Genomic DNA, 22,728 nt, shown 5'->3' on the forward strand with positions numbered 1-22,728 from the left:
CGTACACGTGGGGACTCAGCCCTCGCTGACGCCCAGCTTCTCCAGGATGAGCTCCTTGACGCGGGCCGCGTCGGCCTGGCCCCGGGTGGCCTTCATGACCGCGCCGACCAGGGCGCCGGCCGCGGCCACCTTGCCGCCGCGGATCTTGTCCGCGATGGCCGGGTTGCCGGCGATGGCCTCCTCGACGGCGGCGGTGAGCGCGCCCTCGTCGGAGACGACCTTCAGACCGCGCTTGTCGACGACCTCGTCCGGGGTGCCCTCGCCCGCGAGGACGCCCTCGATGACCTGGCGGGCCAGCTTGTCGTTCAGGTCACCCTTCGAGACCAGCTCGGTGACCCGGGCGACCTGCGCCGGGGTGATCGCCAGCTCGTCCAGGGACTTGCCGGACTCGTTGGCGCTGCGCGCCAGTTCGCCCATCCACCACTTGCGGGCGGAGGCCGCGTCGGCGCCGGCGTCGATCGTGGCGACGATCGGGTCCAGCGCGCCGGCGTTGAGGATCGCCTGCATGTCGGTGGCGGAGATGCCCCACTCGGCGAGCAGCCGGGTACGGCGGGCCAGCGGCATCTCCGGCAGCGCGGCCCGGATCTCCTCGACCCACTCGCGGGACGGGGCCACCGGGACGAGGTCCGGCTCCGGGAAGTACCGGTAGTCCTCGGCCTCCTCCTTCACACGGCCCGAGGTCGTCGACCCCGTGTCCTCGTGGAAGTGGCGGGTCTCCTGGACGATCGTGCCGCCGGACGACAGCACGGCCGCGTGCCGCTGGATCTCGAAGCGGGCCGCGCGCTCCACGGACCGCAGCGAGTTGACGTTCTTCGTCTCCGAACGGGTGCCGAACTTCTCGGTGCCGTTCGGGCGCAGCGACAGGTTCACGTCGCAGCGCATCTGGCCCATCTCCATGCGGGCCTCGGAGACGCCGAGCGCCCTGATGAGCTCGCGCAGCTCGCGCACGTACGCCCGGGCGACCTCGGGGGCACGCTCGCCGGCGCCGACGATCGGCTTGGTGACGATCTCGATCAGCGGGATGCCGGCGCGGTTGTAGTCCAGCAGGGAGTGGGACGCTCCGTGGATACGGCCGGTGGCGCCGCCGACGTGCGTCGACTTGCCGGTGTCCTCCTCCATGTGGGCGCGCTCGATCTCCACGCGGAAGCTCTCGCCGTCCTCCAGCTGCACGTCGAGGTAGCCGTTGAAGGCGATCGGCTCGTCGTACTGGGAGGTCTGGAAGTTCTTCGGCATGTCCGGATAGAAGTAGTTCTTCCGGGCGAAGCGGCACCACTCGGCGATCTCGCAGTTCAGCGCGAGACCGATCTTGATCGCGGACTCGACGCCGATCGCGTTGACGACCGGGAGCGCGCCGGGCAGGCCGAGGCAGACCGGGCAGGTCTGCGAGTTGGGCTCGGCGCCCAGCTCGGTCGAACACCCGCAGAACATCTTGGTCTTGGTGCCGAGTTCGACATGGACCTCGAGGCCCATGACGGGGTCGTACGACGCCAGCGCGTCCTCGTACGACACCAGGTCGGTCGTGGTGGTCACGGTGAAACTTCCCTCTCAGCCCAGCAGGACGTCGTCGTCGCCCAACCGCTTCAGCTCGCGGTAGAGGATGGCGAGGCCGGTGACGATGGCGGCGGCGGACACGGCGGCGTCGACCAGACGGAGCGTGTCGCTCTCGGCGCGGGCCAGCTTGGCCTGCTTGGCGACGCTGACCGCGCCGAACGCGGTGGTGGCCATGGACAGGTAGAGGCCGGACTTGGACTTCTTGAAGCCCTTGGCCTTCTTCAGTGCCTTGCTCACAGCGACGGAGCCTCCTCCAGGAGCGGGTGCCCCCACCTTTCCACGAAGGCGGCTTCCACGGCGGCACCGACCTTGTAGAGCCGGTCGTCCTTCAGCGCCGGGGCGATGATCTGAAGTCCGACCGGGAGGTTGTCCTCCGGGGCGAGACCGCAGGGCAGCGACATGGCCGCGTTGCCCGCCAGGTTGGTCGGGATGGTGCACAGGTCGGCCAGGTACATCGCCATCGGGTCGTCGGCGCGCTCGCCGATCGCGAAGGCGGTGGTCGGGGTCGTCGGGGAGACGATCACGTCGACCTGCTCGAAGGCCTTCTCGAAGTCGCGCGTGATGAGGGTGCGGACCTTCTGCGCGCTGCCGTAGTAGGCGTCGTAGTAGCCGCTCGACAGGGCGTACGTGCCGAGCATGACGCGGCGCTTGACCTCGGGCCCGAAGCCCGCCTCGCGGGTGAGGGAGGTGACCTCCTCGGCCGAGTGGCTGCCGTCGTCGCCGGTGCGCAGGCCGTAGCGCAGGCCGTCGAAGCGGGCGAGGTTGGAGGAGCACTCGGACGGCGCGATGAGGTAGTACGCCGACAGGGCGAGGTCGAAGGACGGGCAGTCCAGCTCGACGATCTCGGCGCCGAGCTCCTTCAGCAGCTCCACGGACTCGTCGAAGCGCTGGATGACGCCGGCCTGGTAGCCCTCGCCGCGGAACTGCTTGACCACGCCGACGCGCATGCCCGCCACGCTGCCGTTGCGGGCGGCCTCGACGACCGGCGGGACCGGGGCGTCGATGGAGGTGGAGTCGAGCGGGTCGTGGCCGGCGATCACCTCGTGCAGGAGGGCCGCGTCCAGGACCGTACGGGCGCAGGGGCCGCCCTGGTCCAGGGAGGACGAGAACGCCACCATGCCGAAGCGGGAGACCGCGCCGTACGTCGGCTTCACGCCGACCGTGCCGGTGACGGCGGCCGGCTGGCGGATGGAGCCGCCGGTGTCGGTGCCGATGGCGAGCGGCGCCTGGAAGGAGGCCAGGGCGGCGGAGGAGCCGCCGCCGGAGCCGCCGGGGATCTTGGTGAGGTCCCAGGGGTTGCCGGTCGGCCCGTAGGCGCTGTTCTCGGTGGAGGACCCCATGGCGAACTCGTCCATGTTGGTCTTGCCGAGGATGACGACGTCGGCGGCCTTCAGCCGCTTGGTGAGCGTCGCGTCGTACGGCGGGATCCAGCCCTCGAGGATCTTCGAGCCGACGGTCGTGGGCACGCCCTCGGTGGTGAAGATGTCCTTGAGCGCGAGCGGGACGCCGGCCAGCGGGCCGAGCTTCTCGCCGCGCTCGCGCTTGGCGTCCACGGCGCGGGCCTGGGCGAGGGCGCCCTCGCGGTCCACGTACAGGAAGGCGTGCACCTTCTCGTCGACGGCCTCGATGCGCGCGAGGTGGGCCTCGGTGACCTGGACGGCCGTGAGCTCGCCGGAGGCGATCTTCTCGGCGGTCTGGGCGGCCGTGAGCTTGATGATGTCCGTCATGGCTTCTTAGTCCTCCCCCAGGATCTGCGGCACCTTGAAACGCTGCTGCTCCTGGGCCGGGGCGCCGGAGAGCGCCTGCTCGGGGGTGAGCGAGGGACGGACCTCGTCCGGGCGCATGACGTTCGTCAGCGGGAGCGGGTGCGAGGTCGGCGGTACGTCTTGGTCGGCGACCTCGCTGACGCGGGCGACCGCGCCGATGATGTCGTCCAGCTGTCCCGCGAAGTGGTCGAGCTCTTCGGGCTTCAGCTCCAGACGCGCCAGCCGGGCGAGGTGGGCGACCTCCTCGCGCGTGATGCCAGGCATGCAGCGTTCCTCTGGGGTGAGTGTGTGTGGTTTGGGGCCAATCCTATGGGGCGGGGCCCCGTGCCCGTGAAACGGTTTGGCCTGTCACCGGCGGGCGTCCCAGGCGGGGCTCTTCAGGAAGTGGTTGTCGTACAGCTCCTGCACCTCCAGAAGGCTCTCCGGCGTGGCCTCGCCGAGGGCTATGCGCTGTAGGTGGCGGAAGTACTCGAAGCGCTCCACGCCCGGGGTGATGACGATCAGCAGATCGGCGTCGGCACCCGGCACGGCGGCGAAGGCGTGCGGCTTGCCGGGCGGGACGACGACGAGGTCGCCGGGGCCGGCGGTGACGACGTCCTCGCCGGAGAGGATCTCGGCGGCGCCGTCGAGCAGGAAGAACATCTCGGCGGAGTTGTCGTGCCAGTGCGGCTTGGCGCCGTCCGCGCCGCCCGTGAGGGTGACGCGCTGGGTGGACAGGGCGCCGCCGGTCGCGCTGCTGTCGGCCAGCAGGCGGACGGTGGTGGGCGCGCGGCCGACGACTTCGGCCTCGGCCTCGCGGACGATCACGGTCTCGTCGAACTTCGGGACGAACAGCGACATGGTCATACCCCCGGTGATCGGTACGGACGTCAGACGAGGAAGAGCAGGGCGGCGCTGATCAGTACAACGACCGCGGTGGCGAAGTGGATCCCGAACGCGACGGCTTTCGTACCGCCGTGCCGCAGGACTATCAGCGTGTCGCCGAGCGGCAGGAGTGCCACGCAGAGCATGAACCAGGCCTCGGGGCGCGCCCCGGCGAAGGCCAGCAGTACCAGGCCCACCACGCCGAACGTGCCGTCCTTGAGGCCCTTGTTGGTCAGGTAGGCGCCGGCGTCGCCGCCGGGGTCCGCCGGGACGCCGTAACCGGCGGCCGCGGGGCCGGGCTGGAACAGGAACCGGTAGCCGAGGAACAGGCAGAACAGGTCGAGGACGACGGCCAGGGTGTACGCGGTGACGGTCATGTCTCGTCTCTTTTCTAGCAGCGCTAGGGACAAGAGCGAAGCTATCAGAGCATCGACAGATTGGCTAGCATTGCTAGAAAAGCGACGGCCGAGAGGGCTTGGACCGCACTGACGGCGGTGGGCGAGGCGTACACCGTGCTCGGCGAACCGCTTCAGACGAGGATCACTCGGCAGCCGGCAGAGCCGCCCGTGGCCGCTGCCACCCACGCGGTCCGCGGGCCAGCAGCCAGGCGGTGGTCTCCTCCGGGGGCATCGCGGCGGCCACCAGCCATCCCTGGACGGCGTCGCAGCCGAGGTCCCGCAGGCGTTCCCAGGTCTCGTCGTCCTCGACGCCCTCGGCGACGACGAGCAGGCCGAGGGAGTGGGCGAGGTCGACCGTGCAGCGGACGATCGCCGCGTCCTGCGCGTCGACGGCCAGCCGGGCCACGAACGAGCGGTCGATCTTCAGCTCGCTGACCGGCAGCCGGCGCAGATGGACCAGCGAGGAGTACCCGGTGCCGAAGTCGTCCAGGGACATCTTCACGCCGTGCCCGGTCAGTCCGGCGAGGGTGTCGGCGGCCCGCTGCGGGTCCTCCAGCAGCACGTGTTCCGTTATCTCCAGTTGGAGCGCTCCCGCGGGCACTCCGTGCCGGGCCAGCCGCGCGGCCACCGAGCCCGCGAAGCCGGGGGTGTGCACGTCGCGCGGGGAGACGTTGACGGCCACCGGCACGCACAGGCCCTGCGCGCGCCACTCGGCGACCTGGCCGAGGGCGGTCTCCAGTACGTACTCCGTCAGATGGGGCATCAGCCCAGAGGACTCGGCGATCGCTATGAACTCGTCCGGCGGCACCTTCCCGCGCTCCGGGTGCACCCAGCGGACCAGCGCCTCCAGTCCGGCCACCTGGCCGTCGAAGCGGACCTTGGGCTGGTAGTGCAACTGGACCTCGTGCGCGTCCAGGGCCCGGCGCAGGTCGCCCAGCAGGCCCAGCCGGTCGGGCGTGTTGGAGTCCCGCTTGGACTCGTAGACCTCGACGCCCGTACGGTCCCGCTTCGCCTGGTACATCGCCACGTCCGCGCGGCGCAGCAGCCCTTCGGCGTCCAGGGCGTGGTCGGGGAAGACGGCGACGCCCGCACTGGCCTCCAGGACGAGGGTGAGCCCGTCGAGGTCGAGCGGGGAGCTGAGGGCGGTGACGAGGCCGCGGGCGACCCGGGTCGCCGACGTGGTGGAGTCGGCGACGGGCAGTAACACGGCGAACTCGTCGCCGCCCAGCCGGGCGGCCTCCGCGCCACGCGGCAGCGCCAGGCGCAGGCGGTCCGCTATCTGCAACAGCAGCCGGTCACCGGCGAGATGACCGAGGGTGTCGTTCACCGACCGGAAGCGGTCCAGGTCGATCAGCATGAGGGCGGCGCGGGCGCCGATGCGCTCGGCGTCGTCGAGGGCCGTCCAGATCCGCTCCAGGAGCCACTGCCGGTTGGGCAGCCCGGTCAGTGGATCGCGCAGCTGCTCCTCCGCCCGGGCCCGGGCTATCCACAGGGTGGAGTCGAGCGCGATGAGCGGGATGGCGAACAGCGGGAGCAGCAGCGGCTGGGCGACGGCGACCACGCAGACCAGCGGGGCGATGCCGAGCAGTGCCACGGCGACCAGGCCGTGCCGGACCAGGGCGGTGCGGGCGACGGTGGGCAGACCGCCGCGCGGGGCGTGCAGGTACCACAGCAGGATGCGGGTGACGCCGAGGTAGGCGACGGCGACGAGAACGACCTCGGGGGCGGTGGTGACGGTCCAGTTCTCGGGGTTCCAGGGCCGCTCGACGGTGGGTACGCGGCCGAAGGCGCCCAGTACCAGGGCGCCCGCGCCGATCCCGAGGATGTCCACGGCGCCTTGCAGCAGTCCCTGGCGCCAGCGGTGGCGGCGGGCTATGCCGACCAGGACGACCACGGTGAGGCTGACCATGCCGGCGGGCACCCAGCCGTACAGCAGCAGGACGGCGATGGTGAGGGCGGCGCCGGAACCGGTGCCGCCCCACCAGCGGGAGCGGCCGAGCATGACCAGATGGCCGACGATGACACCGGTCAGCACGGCCAGGGACCAGCCGACCGTGCCGGACGGGAAGAGCGCGTGGTGGTCGGTGAACGCGCGGAGGAAACCGGCGCCCAGGGCGAGGGCGGCGGCCGCCACGACGGCCGCGTGCAGCGCGGGCCAGGTCAGGTGGCGTTCGGGTTCGGCGCCCGGCAGCGCGGCGGGCTCGACGGCCAGCGGTAGGGGGGTGGTGCGCGCGTCCGTGGCGGTGGGCGGCCCGGTGGCGCGTCCCTGCGCGCCCGGGCGCTCCGCGGTCCGCCCCGGCCACCGGCTCGCCCGCCATGCGTCCGCCATGCGGCGCAGGCGCAGCCGGGAGTCCGGAGCGACGCTCTCGGTCGGTTCCATTCCCGTCCCTCTCACAACCGGCGGTGCCCACGCCACGCGGCCCGACGCCCGACAACCCTCAGCGGCTCCGCGTTGGAAAGCCCTTCCCCTTGCTCCGCACGGGCAGGGGGATGCCCCGACCGCAGCTGGGCACGGCAGGCGCACCCCTCAACAGTAGGCCGCGGAACGCTTCCACGGGCAGCGGTCGTCGACGGTTGCCCGAATGCACCCCGGCCACCCGTATGCATCTGATATGCGCCGTTCGGGCGGCCTTCAACCGCTACTCTCCGGTCGGAAGCGCGACTTCGGCCGCCGCTTCGGGGCCCTGTTCCAACAGGACGCCGAAACCGTCCTCGTTCAGGACCGGCACCTTGAGCTGCATGGCCTTGTCGTACTTCGATCCCGGGTTGTCACCCACGACGACGAACGACGTCTTCTTCGATACGGAACCGGTCACCTTCGCGCCTCGGCTCTGTAGCGCCTCCTTGGCGCCGTCGCGCGTGTGGTTCTCCAGCGTGCCGGTGACGACCACCGTGAGCCCCTCCAGCGGACGCGGTCCCTCGTCCTCGCCGGAACCGGTCTCCTCCAGCGGGACTCCAGCCGCCTTCCACTTCCTGACGATCTCGCGGTGCCAGTCCTCGGCGAACCACTCCTTCAGGGCCGCGGCGATGATGGGGCCGACGCCGTCGGTGGTCGCCAACTCCTCCTCGGTGGCCTGTTCGATGCGGTCGACGGAGCGGAACTCGCGCGCGAGGGCCTGGGCCGCCACGGGCCCCACATGGCGGATGGAAAGCCCGTTCAGGAAGCGGGCCAGCGGACGTGTCTTGGCCTCCTCGATGTTCTGGAGCAGCGCGAGGGTGTTCTTCTTGGGCTCGCCCTTCTGGTTGGCGAAGACCGTGACGACCTTCTCCTCGCCCGTCTTGGGGTCCCGCTTGGGCAGACCGCTGTCGGGGTCGAGCACGTACGCCTTGATGGGGAGCAGCTTCTCCACCGTCAGGTCGAACAGGTCGCCCTCGTCGACCAGCGGCGGGTCGGCCGGCTCCAGCGGGCGCGTCAGCGCCGCCGCCGCCACCCCGCCGAAGTGCTCGATGTCCAGGCACTCCCGGCCCGCGAGATAGGAGACGCGTTCCCTCAACTGGGCGGGGCAGGTACGGGCGTTGGGGCAGCGGAGGTCGATGTCGCCCTCCTTCATGGCCCGCAGCGGCGTACCGCACTCGGGGCACTCGCCCGGCATCACGAACTCGCGCTCAGTGCCGTCGCGCAGGTCGACGACCGGGCCGAGGATCTCCGGGATGACGTCACCGGCCTTGCGGATCACCACGGTGTCGCCGATGAGGACGCCCTTGGCCTTGACGACGTCCTGGTTGTGCAGGGTGGCGAACTCGACCTCGCTGCCGGCGACCGTGACCGGCTCGACCTGGGCGTACGGCGTGACCCGGCCGGTGCGGCCGACGCCCACCTTGATGTCGATGAGTTTGGTGTTGACCTCCTCCGGCGCGTACTTGTACGCGATCGCCCAGCGCGGGGCACGGGCCGTGGAACCGAGGCGGCCCTGGAGGCGGATCTCGTCGAGCTTGACGACCACACCGTCGATCTCGTGCTCCACGGAGTGGCGGTTCTCGCCGTAGTACGCGATGAACTCCCGTACGCCGTCGAGGTCGTCGACCACCCGGTTGTGCCGGGAGGTGGGCAGGCCCCAGGTCCCCAGCAGGTCGTAGGCCTGGGAGAGGCGGGTGAGGCCCTCGTAGCCCTCCAGCGCGCCGATGCCGTGGACCACCATGTGCAGGGGGCGGGTGGCGGTGACCCGCGGGTCCTTCTGGCGCAGCGAACCGGCCGCCGCGTTGCGGGGGTTGGCGAAGGGCTTGTCCCCGGCCGCGACCAGGCGGCGGTTGAGCTCCTCGAAGCGCTCCATCGGGAAGTAGACCTCACCGCGGATCTCCACCAGGTCGGGGACGCGGTCGCCCTTCAGGCGGTCCGGGATCTCCGCGATCGTGCGGACGTTGGGGGTGATGTCCTCGCCGGTGCGGCCGTCGCCGCGGGTGGCGGCGCGGGTGAGGCGGCCCCGCTCGTAGGTGAGGTTGACGGCGAGGCCGTCGACCTTCAGCTCGCACAGGAAGTGGTACTCCTGGTCGCCCAGCTCGCGGGCGATGCGGTCGGCCCAGGTGGCGAGGTCGTCGTCGTTGAAGGTGTTGTCGAGGGACAGCATCCGCTGGCGGTGCTCGACCGACGTGAACTCCGTCTGGTACGACCCGGCGACCTTCTGGGTCGGCGAGTCCGGCGTGCGCAGCTCCGGATACTCCTCCTCCAGCGCCTCCAGAGTCTTCAGGAGCCCGTCGAACTCGGCGTCGCTGATGACGGGAGCGTCCTTCACGTAGTACCGGAAGCGGTGCTCCTCGATCTGCTCAGCGAGCTGCGCGTGCTTCTCCCGTGCCTCGGCGGGCACTGCCGTCTCCGCCTGCTGCTTGTCGCCGGCCACCGTGTTGTCCTCCCGTTACTCTGGGTTGTCCGCGAGGGATCTCGCCGCCTGGACGCAGTGGGCGAGCGCCCGGCGCGCGTACTCCGGGGAAGCGCCCGCGAGTCCGCACGCCGGGGTGACCGTCACCGCCCGGGCGAGCAGCCCCGGATGCAGTCCCAGCCTGCGCCACAACGTTCTGACACCCATGACGCTACCGGCAGGGTCTGACAATGGACCGTCCGTGCCGGGCACGACTCCGGTCAGCAGCCGGGTGCCGCCCTCCACCGCCTCGCCGATCGCGTCGTCGTCACGCTCGGTGAGAAGCGAGAAGTCGAAGGAGACCCCGGCCGCGCCCGCCCGGCGCAGCAGGGCGAAGGGCACGTCGGGGGCGCAGGTGTGGACCACGACGGGGCCTGGCGCGTGCACGCCGACCAGGTCCCGGAGGGTGGCCTCGACGATCTGCCGGTCGACGGCGCGGTGGGTGCGGTAGCCGCTGGCGGACTTCACCTGACCGCGCAGGACGGCGGTGAGGGAGGGCTCGTCGAGCTGGAGCACGAGCTGGGCGCCGGGGATCCTGCGCCGGACCTCGGCGAGGTGCTGGCGCAGGCCCTCGGCGAGGGAGGCGGCGAGGTCGCGGCAGGCGCCGGGGTCGGAGAGGGCGACCTCGCCGTTCCTCAGTTCCAGGGCGGCGGCGAGCGTCCAGGGGCCGACGGCCTGCACCTTCAGCGGGCCCTCGTAGTCCTGCGTGAACTCCTCGAGCGCGTCCAGGTCCTCTCCCAGCCAGGAGCGGGCCCGCTTGGTGTCCCGGCCCGGCCGGTCGCCGATCCGCCAGCCGCTGGGCTCCACGCGCGCGTACAGCTCGACGAGCATTCCGGCGGTGCGGCCGATCATGTCGGCGCCGGGGCCGCGGGCGGGGAGCTCGGGGAGGAAGGGGAAGTCCTCGAAGCTGCCGGTGGCTGTTCTGGCGGCTTCCCGGGCGTCGGTGCCGGGGAGGGAGCCGATGGCGGTGGCGGGGCCGAAGGGTGGGGTGTCGGTCACGGGTGAAGCCTACGTAGGTGGGGCGGCCCTTGGTTGTCTCGCCCCCGCCACCCCTACCCTTCCCGTCCCCAGGGGCTCCGCCCCTTCGACCCCGCCAGGGAGCTGCGCCCCTTCGACCCCCCATCGGCCTGAACGGCCTCGTCCTCAAACTCCCCCAGAGGGGCTGACAAGAGCAGGCCTCACCCCTGGTTCCGGAGCTTCAGCGGCCCGGTCGTACTGTCAGGTCGTTGATTTCCGCGTCCCTGGGGAGGTCCAGGGCGGTGAGGATCGTGGTGGCGATCGACTCGGGGGCGATCCACTGATCCGGGTCGTAGTCCTTGCCCTCCTGCTGGTGGACCTTGGCCTGCATGGGGCTGGTCGTGCGGCCGGGGTAGACCGAGGTGACGCGGACGCCGTTGCCGTGCTCCTCCTGGCGGAGGGAGTCGGCGAGGGCCTTGAGGCCGTGCTTGGAGGCGGCATAGGCGGACCAGCCGGCGTGGGCGGCGAGGCCGGCGCCGGAGTTGACGAACACCACGTGGCCCCGGGCGGCGCGGAGCTGGGGCAGGAAGTGGCGGGTCAGTTCGGCGGGGGCGATCAGGTTGACGTTGAGCTGGTGGCGCCAGGACTTGGGGGTCAGGTCGCCCACCTCGCCGAGGTCGACGACTCCGGCGATGTGGAGGAGGGAGTCGACCCGCTCGGGGAGCGTCTGGTGGGAGAAGGCCCAGGACAGCCGGTCCGGGTCGGCGAGGTCGCCCACGAGCGTCCTCGCGCCGGGGAACTCGGCCGCCAGTTCCTTCGCGCGGCCCGCGTCGCGCGCGTGCAGGACGAGTTCGTCCCCGCGCGCGTGCAGAAGGCGGGCCACGGCCGCGCCGATGCCGGAACCCGCCCCGGTGATCACATGAGTAGCCATGCCGCCATGCTCGCACCGCCCGCCGCTCACGCGACGTCCTGGTGCTCCTCCAGGTAGGCCAGCGCGGCGGCCGGCTGCTCGGCGAAGAACATCAGCTCGGCCAGCGGGCGGGGCAGGAAGCCCTCGGCCTCCATGCGGTGGAACTGTTCCTTCAGCCCGTCGTAGAAGCCCGCCGTGTTCAGCAGCACCACCGGCTTGGCGGTGCGGCCGTGCTTCTTCAGCTCCAGGATCTCGGTGGCCTCGTCGAGCGTCCCGGTACCGCCCACCATGATCACCACGGCGTCGGCCTTCTCCAGCAGCAGCCTCTTGCGCTCGGCCAGGTCGTGGGCGATCACCATCTCGTCGGCGCCGGGCCGCGCCTTGTTCGCCAGGAAGCCGACGGAGACGCCGACGAGCCGGCCGCCCGCCTGCTGCACCCCGTCGGCGACCACCTTCATGAGGCCCACGTTCGAACCGCCCCACACCAGCGTGTGCCCCGCCTTGCCGAGCAGTTCGGCGAACTCGCGCGCGGGTCGGGTGTAGCGGTCGTCGAGGTCGGCGGCGGAGAGGAAGACGCAGATTCGCATGCGGTCAGGGTACGAGGGAGGGAAGAAGGCGGGGCCCGCCGGTGCTCTACCGGTATGGCCCATGGACACACGATCACCATCGAACAGGGCGAGCAGCACGTACGCGTGGTGCGCGGGGAGCAGGTGCTCGCCGAGACCGACCGGCCCCTGGTGCTGCGGGAGACCGGCTGTCCGGTGCGGTACTACATCCCCCCGGAGGATGTCCGGCTGGACCTCCTCACGCCCTCCGACACCCACACCCAGTGCCCCTTCAAGGGGACGGCCTCCTATTGGTCGCTGCCGGACGCGCCCGACCTCGTGTGGGCGTACCCCGATCCCAAGCCGGACGTGGCGCAGATCAAGGACCACCTTTGCTTCTACGAAGTCGACGTGTCATGACCGACTAGTTCCGTACCGTGCGGCAATCTGCACTGGTATGGACAAGGAGACGCTTTCCGGCGACGGCACCCGTATCGCCTACGAAACCACCGGCCGGGGTCCCGCGGTGATCCTCGTGAGCGGCGCGATGTCCACGGGTCACACCATGGCGCCCCTGGCGCAGCGGCTCGCGGACCGCTTCCAGGCCGTCGTGTACGACCGCCGGGGCCGCGGCGAGAGCGGCGACACCGCGCCGTACGCCGTGGAGCGCGAGGTCGAGGACATCGCGGCGCTGATCGACGCGGTGGGCGGCGAGGCGGCGCTCTACGGCATGTCCTCGGGCGGTGCGCTGGCGCTGCGGGCGGCTCAGAGCGGGCTGCCGGTGCGGCGGGTGGCCGTGTACGAGACGCCCTTCGCCGTCGACGAGGGGGGCGCGAAGGAGCGTGCCGAGTACACCCGGAACCTCGGCGAGGCACTCGCGCAGGGCCGGCGCGGCGACGCGGTCGAACTGTTCCTGAGGCTCACGGGCCTGGCCGAGGCCGTGATCAAGGGTGCCCGCCAGTCCCCCATGTGGGCCGACATGGAGGCCATCGCGCCGACCCTGGCCTATGACGACGCCGTGATGGGCGACGGCCTGGTCCCGGGGGACCGGCTCGCGTCGCTCGCCGTTCCCCTCCTGGCGGTAGCGGGCGGCGCGAGCCCGGACTGGCTGCGCGAGGCGACCCGGACGGTCGCGGAGGCGGCCCCGCACGGCACGTACCGCGTCCTGGAGGACCAGACGCACATGGTCGACCCGGACGTGCTCGCGCCGGTGCTGGCGGAGTTCCTCACCTCGTAGGGTGCGGGCTCAGGCCACCCCGGCCGTCGCCCGTACCGTCTCCGAGATCGTCGCCGAGCCCACCACGCGCGTGCCGTCGTACAGGACGATCGCCTGACCGGGGGCCACGCCCCGGACCGGCTCCGTGAACCGGACCTCCAGGGAGCCGTCGACCAGTTCGGCGGTGACCTCGGTCTCGCCGCCGTGGGCGCGCAGCTGGGCGGTGTAGGTGCCCGGTCCGGTGGGGGCGGCGCCGCACCAGCGCGGCTTGATCGCCGTCAGGCCGGTCACGTCCAGGGCGGCGGCCGGGCCGACCGTCACGGTGTTGTTCACCGGGGAGATGTCCAGCACGTAGCGCGGTTTGCCGTCGGGGGCCGGGATGCCGATCCTGAGGCCCTTGCGCTGGCCGATGGTGAAGCCGTACGCGCCCTCGTGCGTGCCGAGCTTGGCGCCGGACTCGTCGACGATGTCGCCCTCGGCCTTGCCCAGGCGCCGGGCCAGGAAGCCCTGGGTGTCGCCGTCGGCGATGAAGCAGATGTCGTGCGAGTCGGGCTTCTTGGCCACGGCCAGGCCCCGGCGCTCGGCCTCGGCGCGGATCTCGTCCTTGGTGGTGACCGTGTCACCGAGGGGGAAGAGCGCGTGGGCGAGCTGGCGGTCGTCGAGGACACCGAGGACGTAGGACTGGTCCTTGGCCATGTCCGAGGCGCGGTGCAGTTCGCGCGTGCCGTCCTCGCCCACGATCACCTTGGCGTAGTGGCCGGTGCAGACCGCGTCGAAACCGAGGGCCAGCGCCTTGTCCAGGAGCGCGGCGAACTTGATCTTCTCGTTGCAGCGCAGGCACGGGTTCGGGGTGCGGCCGGCCTCGTACTCGGCGACGAAGTCCTCGACCACGTCCTCGCGGAAGCGGTCGGCGAGGTCCCAGACGTAGAACGGGATGCCGATGACGTCGGCGGCCCGGCGGGCGTCGCGGGAGTCCTCGATGGTGCAGCAGCCCCGCGCTCCGGTGCGGAACGACTGGGGGTTCGCGGAGAGCGCGAGGTGGACGCCGGTCACGTCGTGGCCCGCCTCGGCCGCGCGGGCGGCGGCGACGGCGGAGTCCACGCCGCCCGACATGGCGGCGAGGACGCGGAGGGGACGGGTGCGCTGCGGGGTGTCAGTCATAGCCCCTCCAGGGTACGGGGGCGTGGGAACCGGAGGTCCCGCATATCCGTTGACGATCACATGGGGGTGACAGAGGTGAGTGCGGCGAGGGGCGATTCCGATCGGCGGCTGGGGCGGCGGGCCCTGCTCGTCGGCGGGCTCGCGGCCGCCGCGGGCACGGCCGCGCTCGCCCGCGAGGAGCTTTCGCACCTGTGGTGGCGGCTGCCCGGGGTGGAGAAGTCGCGGGTGGCGGGCGCGGTGGACTTCCGGGGGGCGCGCTGGGTGGCGGCGTCCCCGGCGAACTACCGGCGGGCGGACCGGCCGGACGACTATCCCGTGGACCGGGTGGTCGTCCATGTCACGCAGGGCGACTACGCGAGCGCGGTCAAGGCCTTCCAGGACCCGGCGCACCAGGCGGCGGCGCACTACATCGTGCGGAAGGACGGGCGGCTGACCCAGCTGATCCGCGAGCTGGACGTGGCCTTCCACGCGGGGAACCGGGAGTACAACGAGCGGAGCGTCGGCATCGAGCACGAGGGGTTCGTGGAGCACGCGTCCTCCTTCACGGACGCGATGTACGCGACCTCGGCGCGGCTGACGGCCGCGATCTGCGGGCGGTACGGCATACCCGTGGACCGGGAGCACATCATCGGGCACGTGGAGGTGCCGGGGACGGACCACACGGATCCCGGCCGGTTCTGGGACTGGGACCGGTACCTGGGACTGATACGACGGCAAGTGTGACCCACCTCACAAGCCGCGCACGCTGTGAGGTGGCTCCGCGTCGTACGCGTCCGATACGTCCCCCACTGTGGATGTGACCTGCCGCACATCAACGTGGCTTTCATTCAAGGGAGTCGAGAGAGCGCACGGCTCACGGCGGCCTCACAGCCCGCGCGGCTTCCCCCCAGCTTCGGCTCAGTCCTTACATAGTCCATACGTCAAACATCCGGGGCCATGGCTGACATCACCGAGCCCGACACCACTGCGGGCGGAAGCGACAACGGCACCCACGTCAAGCGCGGGCACACCAAGCGGGAGCACACCAAGGGCAGCAGGGCCAAGGCCGGCAAGGGTCTGCACCGGCGGAAGTTCCTCGGCGGGATGGCCGGGGTCGGCCTGGCCGCGGTCGGGGCGGCCGGTGCGACCTTCGCGTTCCTGAGCAACGGAAGCGACAAGGCGTCCGCGGCGTCCGGCACGCTCACCGTCCCGGACCTCCTGGAGGGCACCACCTCGGACGGCACGACCACGTTCACGCTGGAGGCGCAGACCGGCACCGCCGAGGTGCTGTCCGGCGTCACCAGCGACACGATGGGCTACAACCAGTCCTTCCTCGGCCCCACCATGAAGTGGACCAAGGGCGACACCGTGCTGCTCGACATCACCAACAGCCTGGGCGCGGACACCACGGTTCACTTTCACGGCGCCCACGTCCCCGCCAAGATGGACGGCGGCCCCCAGGTGGCCTTCGCGGACGGGGAGACCTGGGCCCCCACCTTCGAGGTGAAGGACGAGGCCAAGACCCTCTGGTACCACCCGCACGCCCTGGGCACCACGGCCGAGCAGGCCGTGCACGGCCTGGCCGGCATGATCATCGTCGAGGACGACTCGGACGCCTCCGCCGCGCTGCCCAGCGACTACGGCACCGACGACATCCCGCTCATCTTCCAGAGCCTGGCCGCGGACAGCTCCGGGGACATCAAGTACAACCTGACCGGCTACCTGACGAACAACCTCAGCTTCCCGCTGCTGCTCAACGGGACGAACGTGGACGACACCACGCTCTCCTTCACCGCCACCAAGACCCGCACCCGGTTCCGGGTACTGAACGCCTCGCCGTCGGACATCATCACCGTCCAGCGCAGCGACGGCGGCACGCTGACGCAGATCGCCACCGACCAGGGCTATCTGACCGAGGCGGCCGCCGTGGACTCCATCCGGCTCGTGGCGGGCGCCCGCGCCGAGTTCGTGATGGACCTGTCGGACGACGTCACCCTCCAGGCCGTGGTCACCACCGGCTGGGTCCGCGGCGGCAGCGGCACCTACGACGTGCTCGCCGTCACCGCCTCCGGCACCGACACCCCGGACGACCTGCCCAGCACGCTGAACACCATCGACCGGTACGACACCAGCGACTTCACCGCCCGCACGATCACGCTCGGCCAGAGCGGCGCCACCATGCTGATCAACGGCTCGGCCGGGACCACCATGTCCTCCATGGCCATGATCAGCACGACCCTGGGGTCCAAGGAGATCTGGACGATCAAGAACAGCACGCAGCTGGAGCACTCCTTCCACCTGCATGACGTGCCGTACCAGTTGGTCTCCATCAACGGCGAGGACCCCAGCGGCGTCGAACTCGGCTGGTACGACACCTACGAGGTGGTGGGCGGCGGGTCCATCGAGATCGCCATGGAGTTCACCGACTTCGCCGACGACACGTACATGTACATGCTCCACTGCCATCTGCTCCAGCACGAGGACGAGGGCATGATGGCGTCCCTCATGATCACGGATGACGGTTCGTCCACCACCAGTACGGACAGCAGCGACTCCACCGCCTCGGCCAGCCCGAGCGCTTCGGCATCGGCATCGGCCTCGGCGTCGGCTTCCGCGAGCGCGACGGACGGTTAGGTCAGGTCAGCCCCGCGGCGCGCGCACGCTCCACCGCGGGGCCGATCGCCTTCGCGACCGCTTCGACGTCCGCCTCGGTGGAGGTGTGGCCGAGGGAGAAGCGCAGGGTGCCGCGGGCCAGGTCCGGGTCGGTGCCGGTGGCCAGCAGGACATGGCTGGGCTGGGCGACACCGGCCGTGCAGGCGGAGCCGGTGGAGCACTCGATGCCCTGCGCGTCCAGCAGGAGCAGCAGGGAGTCGCCCTCGCAGCCGGGGAAGGTGAAGTGGGCGTTGGCCGGGAGGCGGTCCACCGGGTCACCGCCCAGGATCGCGTCGGGCACCGCGGTGCGGACCGCCTCGATCAGGGCGTCGCGCAGGGCACCGATCTCCCGGGCGAACCACTCGCGCTGCTCGGCGGCGAGGCGGCCGGCCACCGCGAAGGAGGCGATGGCCGGGACGTCCAGGGTGCCGGAGCGGACGTGGCGCTCCTGGCCGCCGCCGTGCAGCACGGGTACGGGGGACCACTCGCGGCCGAGGACGAGGGCGCCGATGCCGTACGGGCCGCCGATCTTGTGGCCGGAGACGGTCATCGCGGCGAGGCCGGAGGCGGCGAAGTCGACGGGGACCTGGCCGAAGGCCTGGACGGCGTCGGCGTGCAGGGGGATGCCGGACTCGCGTGCGACGTCGGCCAGTTCACGGACCGGCAGGACCGTGCCGATCTCGTTGTTGGCCCACATGACGGTGGCCAGGGCGACGTCCTCGGGGTTTTGGGCGATGGCCTCGCGCAGTACCTCGGGGTGGACACGGCCGTAGGAGTCGACCGGGAGGTACTCGACGGTGGCGCCCTCGTGTTCGCCGAGCCAGTGGACGGCGTCGAGGACGGCGTGGTGTTCGACGGGGCTGGCCAGTACGCGGGTGCGGGCCGGGTCGGCGTCACGGCGGGCCCAGTACAGGCCCTTGACGGCGAGGTTGTCGGCCTCGGTGCCGCCGGAGGTGAAGACCACCTCGCTCGGACGGGCGCCCAGCGCGTCCGCGAGGGTCTCGCGGGATTCCTCGACCGTACGGCGGGCCGTGCGGCCGGATCCGTGCAGGGAGGACGCGTTGCCGGTGATGCTCAGCTGGGCGGTCAGTGCCTCTGCCGCCTCCGGGAGCATCGGGGTGGTCGCGGCGTGGTCGAGGTAAGCCATGGTGAGCCCGATTCTACGGGGCCCCTCGGCGGTGGTCGCGGCTCGTCCAGGCCGCATCCCACGCGCTCGTACGGCTCGCCAAGGTCCCGGGAGCGCCGCGGGAGTTCCCTAGAAGCTCCAGGACACGGTGTTGTCCACCTGCATGAACGCCACCAGGACCAGCAGGTCGGCGACGCCGAGGGTCATGCCGAGCAGGGCGCGGCCACGGCGGGCGGTGCCCCGCCACAGGGCCACACCGGCCAGAACGATGGCGATGGGGCCGAGGAACAGGTTCAGGACGAGGAGGCCGAGGAGGCCGAGGATGAAGGACGCGACGGCCATGCCGTCGGCATCGCGGACGGCGGTACGGCGTGTCACCGGTGCGGTGAGTTGCATGGTGATCAGCTCCGAATGGAACGGACGGACGGGCAAAGGCGGGTGGGATGGGGCGGTGCGGCGTGGGGTGCGGGTCAGTTGGCGGACGTGCCGCGCCGGCGGCCGTGGCGTTCGCGGAGCGCGAAGACGCCGAGCCAGGCGGCGATGACGACGGCCGCGATGGCGCTGAAGGTCAGCGGCGCGTGGGCCACGGTGCCCAGGGCGACGCCGAACAGCAGGAGAGCCGCGACGATGAACAGCATGGGATGGGTCCCCCTTTCCGAGGTGCTCCGAGGTGCTTCGAGGTGCTCGCGTGAAGCTTCGGTGAACAGTTGTGGTTACACTTGTTCACTGACTTATGAGTCTAGCGCTCCCTACGGCTTTTCAATTCCAGAGAACAGTTGTTAACTGGATGACATGAGTCACACCCTCGGGATCCGGCAGGCCCAGAAGCAGAAGACCCGGCAGGCGCTCCTGGACGCGGCGTTGGGGCTGCTGGAGGAGCAGAGCCTGAGCAGCCTGGGCCTGCGCGAGGTCACCCGCGCCGTCGGAGTCGCGCCCACCGCGTTCTACCGGCACTTCCGCTCCACGGCGGACCTCGGGGTGGCGCTGGTCGACGAGGCGCTGGGCAGTCTGCACCCGATGGTGCGGACGACGGTGTCCTCGGCGGGCGACAGCGAGGAACGCATCGCGCGGGCCGTCGAGTTGATCGCGCACCACGTCGACGCGTTCCCCGCGCACGTCCGCTTCATCGCCCGCGAGCGCCACGGCGGGGTCCAGCCGGTGCGCGAGGCCATCCGGGCCCAACTGGCCCGGTTCGCCCAGGAGGTCAAGGCCGAGCTGGCCAAGGATCCCGAGGCGGAGGGGTGGAGCGACGACGATCTGCTGATGCTCGCGCACCTCTACGTCGACCAGATGCTCATCACGGCCTCCCTCTTCCTGGAGGCACAGGAGGCGCAGGAGACGCCGGACGCCGCCGAGGAGGCGCGGGAGCGCGTCACCCGGCTAGCGACCCGGCAGCTGCGGCTGATCAGCGTCGGCCGCCACCACTGGCACGACTGACCCGCGCGAACGCGTGACCGCGTGAACGCCAAGGGGCGGCGGGCCCGTTCACCCGGACCCACCGCCCCTGCGGTACGAAACCCCCGTCAGCCCTGCTGAGCCTGCTGCCCCTGCCCCGGCTGTCCCCCGCCGGGGCCGCCGCAGCCGCCGCCCTGACCGCCACCGGGGCCTCCCTGGCCACCGCCGGGCGCGCCGCTCGGCATGCCGGAGGGGGCTCCCGAGGGAGCTCCGGTCGGCTTGCCCGAGGCCGCACCCGACGGGGCGCCGGACGGTGCGCCGCTCGGCGCGCCGCTCGGGCGGCCGGACGCGCCCCCGGTCGGCATGCCGGACGGCGGTTGGCAGCTCTGCTGGGCGGAGCCGCCGCCGGAGGACGAGGAGTCGCCCGAGCCGCACGCGGTCAGCAGCAGCGGGGAGAGCGCGAGCAGGGCGACGGCCGGGACGAGGCGTGCACGCTTCATGAGAGCCAGCTCCAGAAAGGGTGAGGAAGTCCTGAGGCGGGCACTCAATCAACGGCGCTTAGGGCGTTCTTGGGTCCTTCCTGTGACCGCCCTGTCCACCGGGTAAAGGCAGCCCCAAGTACCCGCTTCCACCTGGGCTTTCGGCCGCGGCCCGGGCTTACTCACTGGTACAGCTCCGTGACGGAACGCGCCGCGGCCAGCAGGTCGGCACGCGCCTCGGGCGGCGCGAGGACCTCCACCCCGTCGGCGAACGCGAGCAGTTGGCGGGCCGCGCGGACGGACGGACAGGTGAGCCGGGCGGTCACCCACTCGTCCTCGGCGGCGTCGTCCGGGAGTTCGGACAGCAGGGAGGCCGTGATCCGGACGAACATGTCGAGCCGCTCCCGGCGCACCCGTACGGTGACCTCCACGCCCCCCGGTGTCTCCTCGACCTGCTGCCGCAGCGCCTCCCAGACGTCGGCGAGTTCGACGCCGGGCCGGCGGCGCACGGGGGCGTCCAGGACCCGGGCGGATCGCACCCGGTCGGCGCGGAACAGGCGCGGGCCGCCCCGCCGGTCGGCGACCAGGTACCAGATGCCCGCCTTGGCGACCAGGCCGTAGGGGTCCACGGTGTACGTGTGCGGCTCCCGCTCCCCGCTGTGCCGGTAGCGCAGCCGCAGGCGCCGGTCGGCGAACACCGCGTCCTGAAGCGTCTCCAGGTCGACGGCCCGTCGCGGCCCGCTCTTCCAGCGGGTGGCGTCGACCAGGATCCGGCGGCTGGTCACCTCGGCGGCCGGCCTGTGCGGCGCGGGCAGGGCCGCCATCACCTTGCGCAGCGCCGAGCCGAGGGCCGCGTCCAGTCCGAGGGCGGCGTGCGCGCCCTGGGCGGCCAGGATGAACAGGGCGCGGGACTCGTCGGCGGTGAGACCGGTGACGTCCGTACGGAAGCCGGCGAGGAGCTCGATGCCGCCGTGCCGCCCGCGTTCGGCGTACACCGGGACGCCGGAGGCGGACAGCGCCTCGACGTCGCGGTAGATGGTGCGCACCGACACCTCGAGCCGCTGGGCGAGTTCGTGCGCCGGGACCCGGCCCCGGGTCTGGAGGAGCAGCAGGATGGACAGCAGGCGGTCGGACTTCACCCGGCCAGGATCGCGCCGTCGGAGATCCCGCGGCAAATGTTGACGGCGGATGTCAGGTTATCCGGCGATGCTCGCCCCGACGAATCGACGGCTCGACGGCTCAAGGAGAGGCATCCCATGGACATCATCGACCCCCGTCCCCTGTACGCCCGCGCGACGGAGCAGGCGGCGGCCCTCATCAAGACCGTGCGGCCCGAGCAGCTGTCCGGCCCCACCCCCTGCGCCGAGTTCGACGTACGCACGCTGCTCAGCCACACCGTCGGCGGCACCCGACGGATCGCGGTGGTCGGCGAGGGCGGTGACGGGCTCGCGGTGCACCCGTTCGCCGACGGTGTCGAGGACGCCGAGTGGGCGGCGGTGTACGACGAGGCGCGCACCCGGGCCCTCAAGGCCTGGGAGAGCGACGAGCGGATGACGGCACCGGTCCGCGTCCCGTGGGGTGAGGTCCCCGGCCACGCCGCACTGTCGGGCTACGTCATGGAACTGGTGACGCACACCTGGGACCTGGCCGAGTCCATCGGCCACCCGCACGAACTCGACCCGGAACTCGCCGAGTTCGCGCTCACCACGGCCCGCCGCGTCCTGCCCGACCCGCGGCGCGACGCGGACACCCCCTTCGGCGACGTGATCGAGGCCCCCGAAGGGGCCGACGCCTACACCCGCTTGGCGGCCTGGCTGGGGCGCGCCCCGCTGGGGGCGTGACCGGCCCTAGCCGAGCCTGGCGCGGGCGAGTTGGCGGGACTGGGCGACCAGGCGGTCGTCGCTGTCCCAGACCTCGGCGTCCTCCTCCAGGAAGCCGCCGGCCAGGTTGCGGGTGGTGATGGCCACCCGGAGCGGGCCGGGGGCCGGGCGGTGGCGTACGTGCACGGTCAGTTCGACCGTCGGGACCCAGCCGGACAGGCCGATCTCGAAGGCGGTCGGCGGCAGCGCGTCCACCGCGAGCAGCAGCGCGAAGGGGTCCGGGTCCCGGCCGTCGGCGAGGCCGAACCACGAGCGCATCTCCCCCTTGCCGGAGGGGGCGCCGAGTGCCCAGCCGAGGGTGGCCGGGTCCAGCTTGAGCATGAGGCGGTCGGTGATGGCGGAGCTGCCCTCGACCGGGGCCGGGCCGTCCTCGGGGCCGAAGCACTGGTCCATGGGCGGGATCGCGGGCGGCGTGGCCGTCGTACGGACGTCGTCGGGGAGGGAGTCGAGGTCGCCGTAGGAGGCGAGGACGCGGATCCGTTCGACCTCGTCTCCCGCCTCGTCGTACTGGAAGAGGGAGGCCTGGCCGGTGGAGAGGGTGCGGCCGGTGCGGACGGTCTCGGTGCGGACGACCGCCGGGCCCGGCTGGGAGGCGGTGAGGTAGTGCGCCGAGATCGTGAAGGGGTCGGGGTGCGGGAGGGTGTCCGCGAGGGCACGGCCGAGCACGGCCAGCAGGTAGCCGCCGTTGACGGCGTTGATGATGGTCCAGCCGGCGGAGAGGTCGATGTCGTAGACCCCGGGCTCGCGCCGGGTGACCGCGGTGTCGCGGTCGAACTCGCTGGCGCCGATCACGGCCCGTATGACGGGAGTGGAGGCTGCTTCTGGCATGAGTGAACCGTACAACAGGAAATTACTAAGCGGTAGCTTTGGATGTTGCGGGCGCGTGACGAGACGCGGACGGCAAGATCCCGCCTCCCGGGTGAGATCCCGGCAATTGTTCGGTAAGTGTCCGGACACGTCCGTAACCCCGAGCCCTTGATCCCCCTCTATGAAGGC

24 protein-coding genes are annotated in these 22,728 nt (G+C 71.6%); 6 read left to right on the forward strand and 18 right to left on the reverse strand.

The features are described from left to right. Positions 1 to 15: 15 nt before the first annotated feature. From gatB to ACFY01_RS39285, 11 genes are all read right to left on the reverse strand, one after another. Complete coding sequence (gene gatB, locus ACFY01_RS39235; RefSeq protein ID WP_390740566.1) at positions 16 to 1,530, reverse strand: Asp-tRNA(Asn)/Glu-tRNA(Gln) amidotransferase subunit GatB; 1,515 nt, start codon at positions 1,528 to 1,530, stop codon at positions 16 to 18. Positions 1,531 to 1,545: 15 nt separating this feature from the next. Continuing rightward, the gene (locus ACFY01_RS39240) at positions 1,546 to 1,788 is read right to left on the reverse strand and encodes a hypothetical protein (RefSeq protein WP_390740567.1); all 243 of its coding nucleotides are present in this window, start codon (positions 1,786 to 1,788) and stop codon (positions 1,546 to 1,548) included. Further along, entirely contained in the window at positions 1,785 to 3,278 is a 1,494-nt protein-coding gene (gene gatA, locus ACFY01_RS39245; protein WP_390740568.1) for an Asp-tRNA(Asn)/Glu-tRNA(Gln) amidotransferase subunit GatA, read from the reverse strand. Before gatA ends, ACFY01_RS39240 begins: the two co-directional genes overlap by 4 nt. Positions 3,279 to 3,284: 6 nt before the next feature. Continuing rightward, positions 3,285 to 3,581 carry an Asp-tRNA(Asn)/Glu-tRNA(Gln) amidotransferase subunit GatC gene (gene gatC, locus ACFY01_RS39250; RefSeq protein ID WP_031117542.1) on the reverse strand — a complete coding sequence of 99 codons (297 nt, stop codon included), beginning with the start codon at positions 3,579 to 3,581 and terminating at the stop codon, positions 3,285 to 3,287. Positions 3,582 to 3,665: 84 nt separating this feature from the next. Further along, positions 3,666 to 4,157, reverse strand: a complete 492-nt coding sequence (locus ACFY01_RS39255; RefSeq protein ID WP_390740636.1) for a cupin domain-containing protein — start codon at positions 4,155 to 4,157, stop codon at positions 3,666 to 3,668. A gap of 29 nt (positions 4,158 to 4,186) precedes the next feature. Next, complete coding sequence (locus ACFY01_RS39260; RefSeq protein WP_390740569.1) at positions 4,187 to 4,558, reverse strand: DUF4267 domain-containing protein; 372 nt, start codon at positions 4,556 to 4,558, stop codon at positions 4,187 to 4,189. 163 nt (positions 4,559 to 4,721) lie between these two features. Next, positions 4,722 to 6,959: a putative bifunctional diguanylate cyclase/phosphodiesterase gene (locus tag ACFY01_RS39265; protein WP_390740570.1), complete on the reverse strand. Its 2,238-nt coding sequence runs from the start codon at positions 6,957 to 6,959 to the stop codon at positions 4,722 to 4,724. 259 nt (positions 6,960 to 7,218) lie between these two features. Next, positions 7,219 to 9,414, reverse strand: a complete 2,196-nt coding sequence (gene ligA / locus ACFY01_RS39270) for an NAD-dependent DNA ligase LigA (protein ID WP_390740571.1) — start codon at positions 9,412 to 9,414, stop codon at positions 7,219 to 7,221. A gap of 15 nt (positions 9,415 to 9,429) precedes the next feature. After that, the gene (locus ACFY01_RS39275; RefSeq protein ID WP_390740572.1) at positions 9,430 to 10,431 is read right to left on the reverse strand and encodes a methionine synthase; all 1,002 of its coding nucleotides are present in this window, start codon (positions 10,429 to 10,431) and stop codon (positions 9,430 to 9,432) included. Positions 10,432 to 10,630: 199 nt separating this feature from the next. Then, positions 10,631 to 11,320, reverse strand: a complete 690-nt coding sequence (locus ACFY01_RS39280) for an SDR family oxidoreductase (RefSeq protein ID WP_390740573.1) — start codon at positions 11,318 to 11,320, stop codon at positions 10,631 to 10,633. A gap of 26 nt (positions 11,321 to 11,346) precedes the next feature. Then, positions 11,347 to 11,886, reverse strand: a complete 540-nt coding sequence (locus ACFY01_RS39285) for a TIGR00730 family Rossman fold protein (RefSeq protein WP_390740574.1) — start codon at positions 11,884 to 11,886, stop codon at positions 11,347 to 11,349. Positions 11,887 to 11,940: 54 nt separating this feature from the next. Here ACFY01_RS39285 and ACFY01_RS39290 point away from each other — a divergent pair, with 54 nt between their 5' ends. Further along, positions 11,941 to 12,264: a DUF427 domain-containing protein gene (locus ACFY01_RS39290; protein WP_390740575.1), complete on the forward strand. Its 324-nt coding sequence runs from the start codon at positions 11,941 to 11,943 to the stop codon at positions 12,262 to 12,264. A gap of 37 nt (positions 12,265 to 12,301) precedes the next feature. After that, entirely contained in the window at positions 12,302 to 13,081 is a 780-nt protein-coding gene (locus ACFY01_RS39295; protein WP_390740576.1) for an alpha/beta fold hydrolase, read from the forward strand. A 9-nt stretch (positions 13,082 to 13,090) separates the two neighbouring features. Here ACFY01_RS39295 and mnmA read toward each other — a convergent pair whose 3' ends face one another. Continuing rightward, positions 13,091 to 14,221: a tRNA 2-thiouridine(34) synthase MnmA gene (mnmA, locus tag ACFY01_RS39300; protein WP_390740577.1), complete on the reverse strand. Its 1,131-nt coding sequence runs from the start codon at positions 14,219 to 14,221 to the stop codon at positions 13,091 to 13,093. A 60-nt stretch (positions 14,222 to 14,281) separates the two neighbouring features. Between mnmA and ACFY01_RS39305 the strand changes: the two genes are divergently transcribed. After that, positions 14,282 to 14,944, forward strand: a complete 663-nt coding sequence (locus tag ACFY01_RS39305; RefSeq protein WP_390740578.1) for an N-acetylmuramoyl-L-alanine amidase — start codon at positions 14,282 to 14,284, stop codon at positions 14,942 to 14,944. Between the two features lie 213 nt (positions 14,945 to 15,157). Continuing rightward, on the forward strand, positions 15,158 to 16,834 hold the full coding sequence (locus ACFY01_RS39310) for a multicopper oxidase family protein (RefSeq protein ID WP_390740579.1): 1,677 nt from the start codon (positions 15,158 to 15,160) through the stop codon (positions 16,832 to 16,834). 1 nt (position 16,835) lies between these two features. Here ACFY01_RS39310 and ACFY01_RS39315 read toward each other — a convergent pair whose 3' ends face one another. From ACFY01_RS39315 to ACFY01_RS39325, 3 genes are all read right to left on the reverse strand, one after another. Beyond that, positions 16,836 to 17,999, reverse strand: coding sequence for a cysteine desulfurase family protein (locus ACFY01_RS39315; RefSeq protein WP_390740580.1), 1,164 nt, complete (start codon positions 17,997 to 17,999; stop codon positions 16,836 to 16,838). Positions 18,000 to 18,107: 108 nt separating this feature from the next. Further along, positions 18,108 to 18,374, reverse strand: coding sequence for a DUF4190 domain-containing protein (locus ACFY01_RS39320; protein ID WP_390740581.1), 267 nt, complete (start codon positions 18,372 to 18,374; stop codon positions 18,108 to 18,110). A gap of 74 nt (positions 18,375 to 18,448) precedes the next feature. After that, entirely contained in the window at positions 18,449 to 18,616 is a 168-nt protein-coding gene (locus ACFY01_RS39325) for a hypothetical protein (protein ID WP_390740582.1), read from the reverse strand. Positions 18,617 to 18,770: 154 nt separating this feature from the next. On the opposite strand from ACFY01_RS39325, the gene ACFY01_RS39330 reads away from it, so the two are divergent. Next, positions 18,771 to 19,415 carry a TetR family transcriptional regulator gene (locus ACFY01_RS39330; protein WP_390740583.1) on the forward strand — a complete coding sequence of 215 codons (645 nt, stop codon included), beginning with the start codon at positions 18,771 to 18,773 and terminating at the stop codon, positions 19,413 to 19,415. Positions 19,416 to 19,501: 86 nt separating this feature from the next. Here ACFY01_RS39330 and ACFY01_RS39335 read toward each other — a convergent pair whose 3' ends face one another. Further along, complete coding sequence (locus ACFY01_RS39335) at positions 19,502 to 19,873, reverse strand: hypothetical protein (protein ID WP_390740584.1); 372 nt, start codon at positions 19,871 to 19,873, stop codon at positions 19,502 to 19,504. Positions 19,874 to 20,034: 161 nt separating this feature from the next. Next, on the reverse strand, positions 20,035 to 20,991 hold the full coding sequence (locus ACFY01_RS39340) for a helix-turn-helix transcriptional regulator (RefSeq protein WP_390740585.1): 957 nt from the start codon (positions 20,989 to 20,991) through the stop codon (positions 20,035 to 20,037). Between the two features lie 117 nt (positions 20,992 to 21,108). On the opposite strand from ACFY01_RS39340, the gene ACFY01_RS39345 reads away from it, so the two are divergent. Then, a complete protein-coding gene (locus tag ACFY01_RS39345; RefSeq protein ID WP_390740586.1) occupies positions 21,109 to 21,693 on the forward strand; it encodes a TIGR03086 family metal-binding protein in 585 nt (194 codons plus the stop codon). 6 nt (positions 21,694 to 21,699) lie between these two features. Here the strand turns inward: ACFY01_RS39345 and ACFY01_RS39350 are convergent, their stop codons facing one another. Then, positions 21,700 to 22,560 (reverse strand): thioesterase family protein, encoded by an 861-nt coding sequence (locus ACFY01_RS39350; RefSeq protein ID WP_390740587.1) that lies wholly within the window; start codon positions 22,558 to 22,560, stop codon positions 21,700 to 21,702. Positions 22,561 to 22,728: the final 168 nt, after the last annotated feature.

The sequence above is a fragment of the Streptomyces sp. NPDC001480 genome (assembly GCF_042894725.1).
Lineage (GTDB): Bacteria > Actinomycetota > Actinomycetes > Streptomycetales > Streptomycetaceae > Streptomyces.

Excerpts from the sequence above, each read along its gene's own strand:
- ACFY01_RS39280 (WP_390740573.1), bottom strand. The coding sequence starts at position 11,320 with ATGGCTACTCATGTGATCACCGGGGCGGGTTCCGGCATCGGCGCGGCC.
- ACFY01_RS39335 (WP_390740584.1), bottom strand. The coding sequence starts at position 19,873 with ATGAAGCGTGCACGCCTCGTCCCGGCCGTCGCCCTGCTCGCGCTCTCC.
- ACFY01_RS39315 (WP_390740580.1), bottom strand. The coding sequence starts at position 17,999 with ATGGCTTACCTCGACCACGCCGCGACCACCCCGATGCTCCCGGAGGCG.
- ACFY01_RS39295 (WP_390740576.1), top strand. The coding sequence starts at position 12,302 with ATGGACAAGGAGACGCTTTCCGGCGACGGCACCCGTATCGCCTACGAA.
- ACFY01_RS39325 (WP_390740582.1), bottom strand. The coding sequence starts at position 18,616 with ATGCTGTTCATCGTCGCGGCTCTCCTGCTGTTCGGCGTCGCCCTGGGC.
- ACFY01_RS39285 (WP_390740574.1), bottom strand. The coding sequence starts at position 11,886 with ATGCGAATCTGCGTCTTCCTCTCCGCCGCCGACCTCGACGACCGCTAC.
- ACFY01_RS39310 (WP_390740579.1), top strand. The coding sequence starts at position 15,158 with ATGGCTGACATCACCGAGCCCGACACCACTGCGGGCGGAAGCGACAAC.
- ACFY01_RS39260 (WP_390740569.1), bottom strand. The coding sequence starts at position 4,558 with ATGACCGTCACCGCGTACACCCTGGCCGTCGTCCTCGACCTGTTCTGC.
- ACFY01_RS39305 (WP_390740578.1), top strand. The coding sequence starts at position 14,282 with ATGGGGGTGACAGAGGTGAGTGCGGCGAGGGGCGATTCCGATCGGCGG.
- gatA (WP_390740568.1), bottom strand. The coding sequence starts at position 3,278 with ATGACGGACATCATCAAGCTCACGGCCGCCCAGACCGCCGAGAAGATC.
- ACFY01_RS39320 (WP_390740581.1), bottom strand. The coding sequence starts at position 18,374 with ATGCAACTCACCGCACCGGTGACACGCCGTACCGCCGTCCGCGATGCC.
- ACFY01_RS39345 (WP_390740586.1), top strand. The coding sequence starts at position 21,109 with ATGGACATCATCGACCCCCGTCCCCTGTACGCCCGCGCGACGGAGCAG.
- gatC (WP_031117542.1), bottom strand. The coding sequence starts at position 3,581 with ATGCCTGGCATCACGCGCGAGGAGGTCGCCCACCTCGCCCGGCTGGCG.
- ACFY01_RS39350 (WP_390740587.1), bottom strand. The coding sequence starts at position 22,560 with ATGCCAGAAGCAGCCTCCACTCCCGTCATACGGGCCGTGATCGGCGCC.
- ACFY01_RS39255 (WP_390740636.1), bottom strand. The coding sequence starts at position 4,157 with ATGTCGCTGTTCGTCCCGAAGTTCGACGAGACCGTGATCGTCCGCGAG.
- ACFY01_RS39330 (WP_390740583.1), top strand. The coding sequence starts at position 18,771 with ATGAGTCACACCCTCGGGATCCGGCAGGCCCAGAAGCAGAAGACCCGG.
- mnmA (WP_390740577.1), bottom strand. The coding sequence starts at position 14,221 with ATGACTGACACCCCGCAGCGCACCCGTCCCCTCCGCGTCCTCGCCGCC.
- ACFY01_RS39290 (WP_390740575.1), top strand. The coding sequence starts at position 11,941 with ATGGCCCATGGACACACGATCACCATCGAACAGGGCGAGCAGCACGTA.
- ACFY01_RS39265 (WP_390740570.1), bottom strand. The coding sequence starts at position 6,959 with ATGGAACCGACCGAGAGCGTCGCTCCGGACTCCCGGCTGCGCCTGCGC.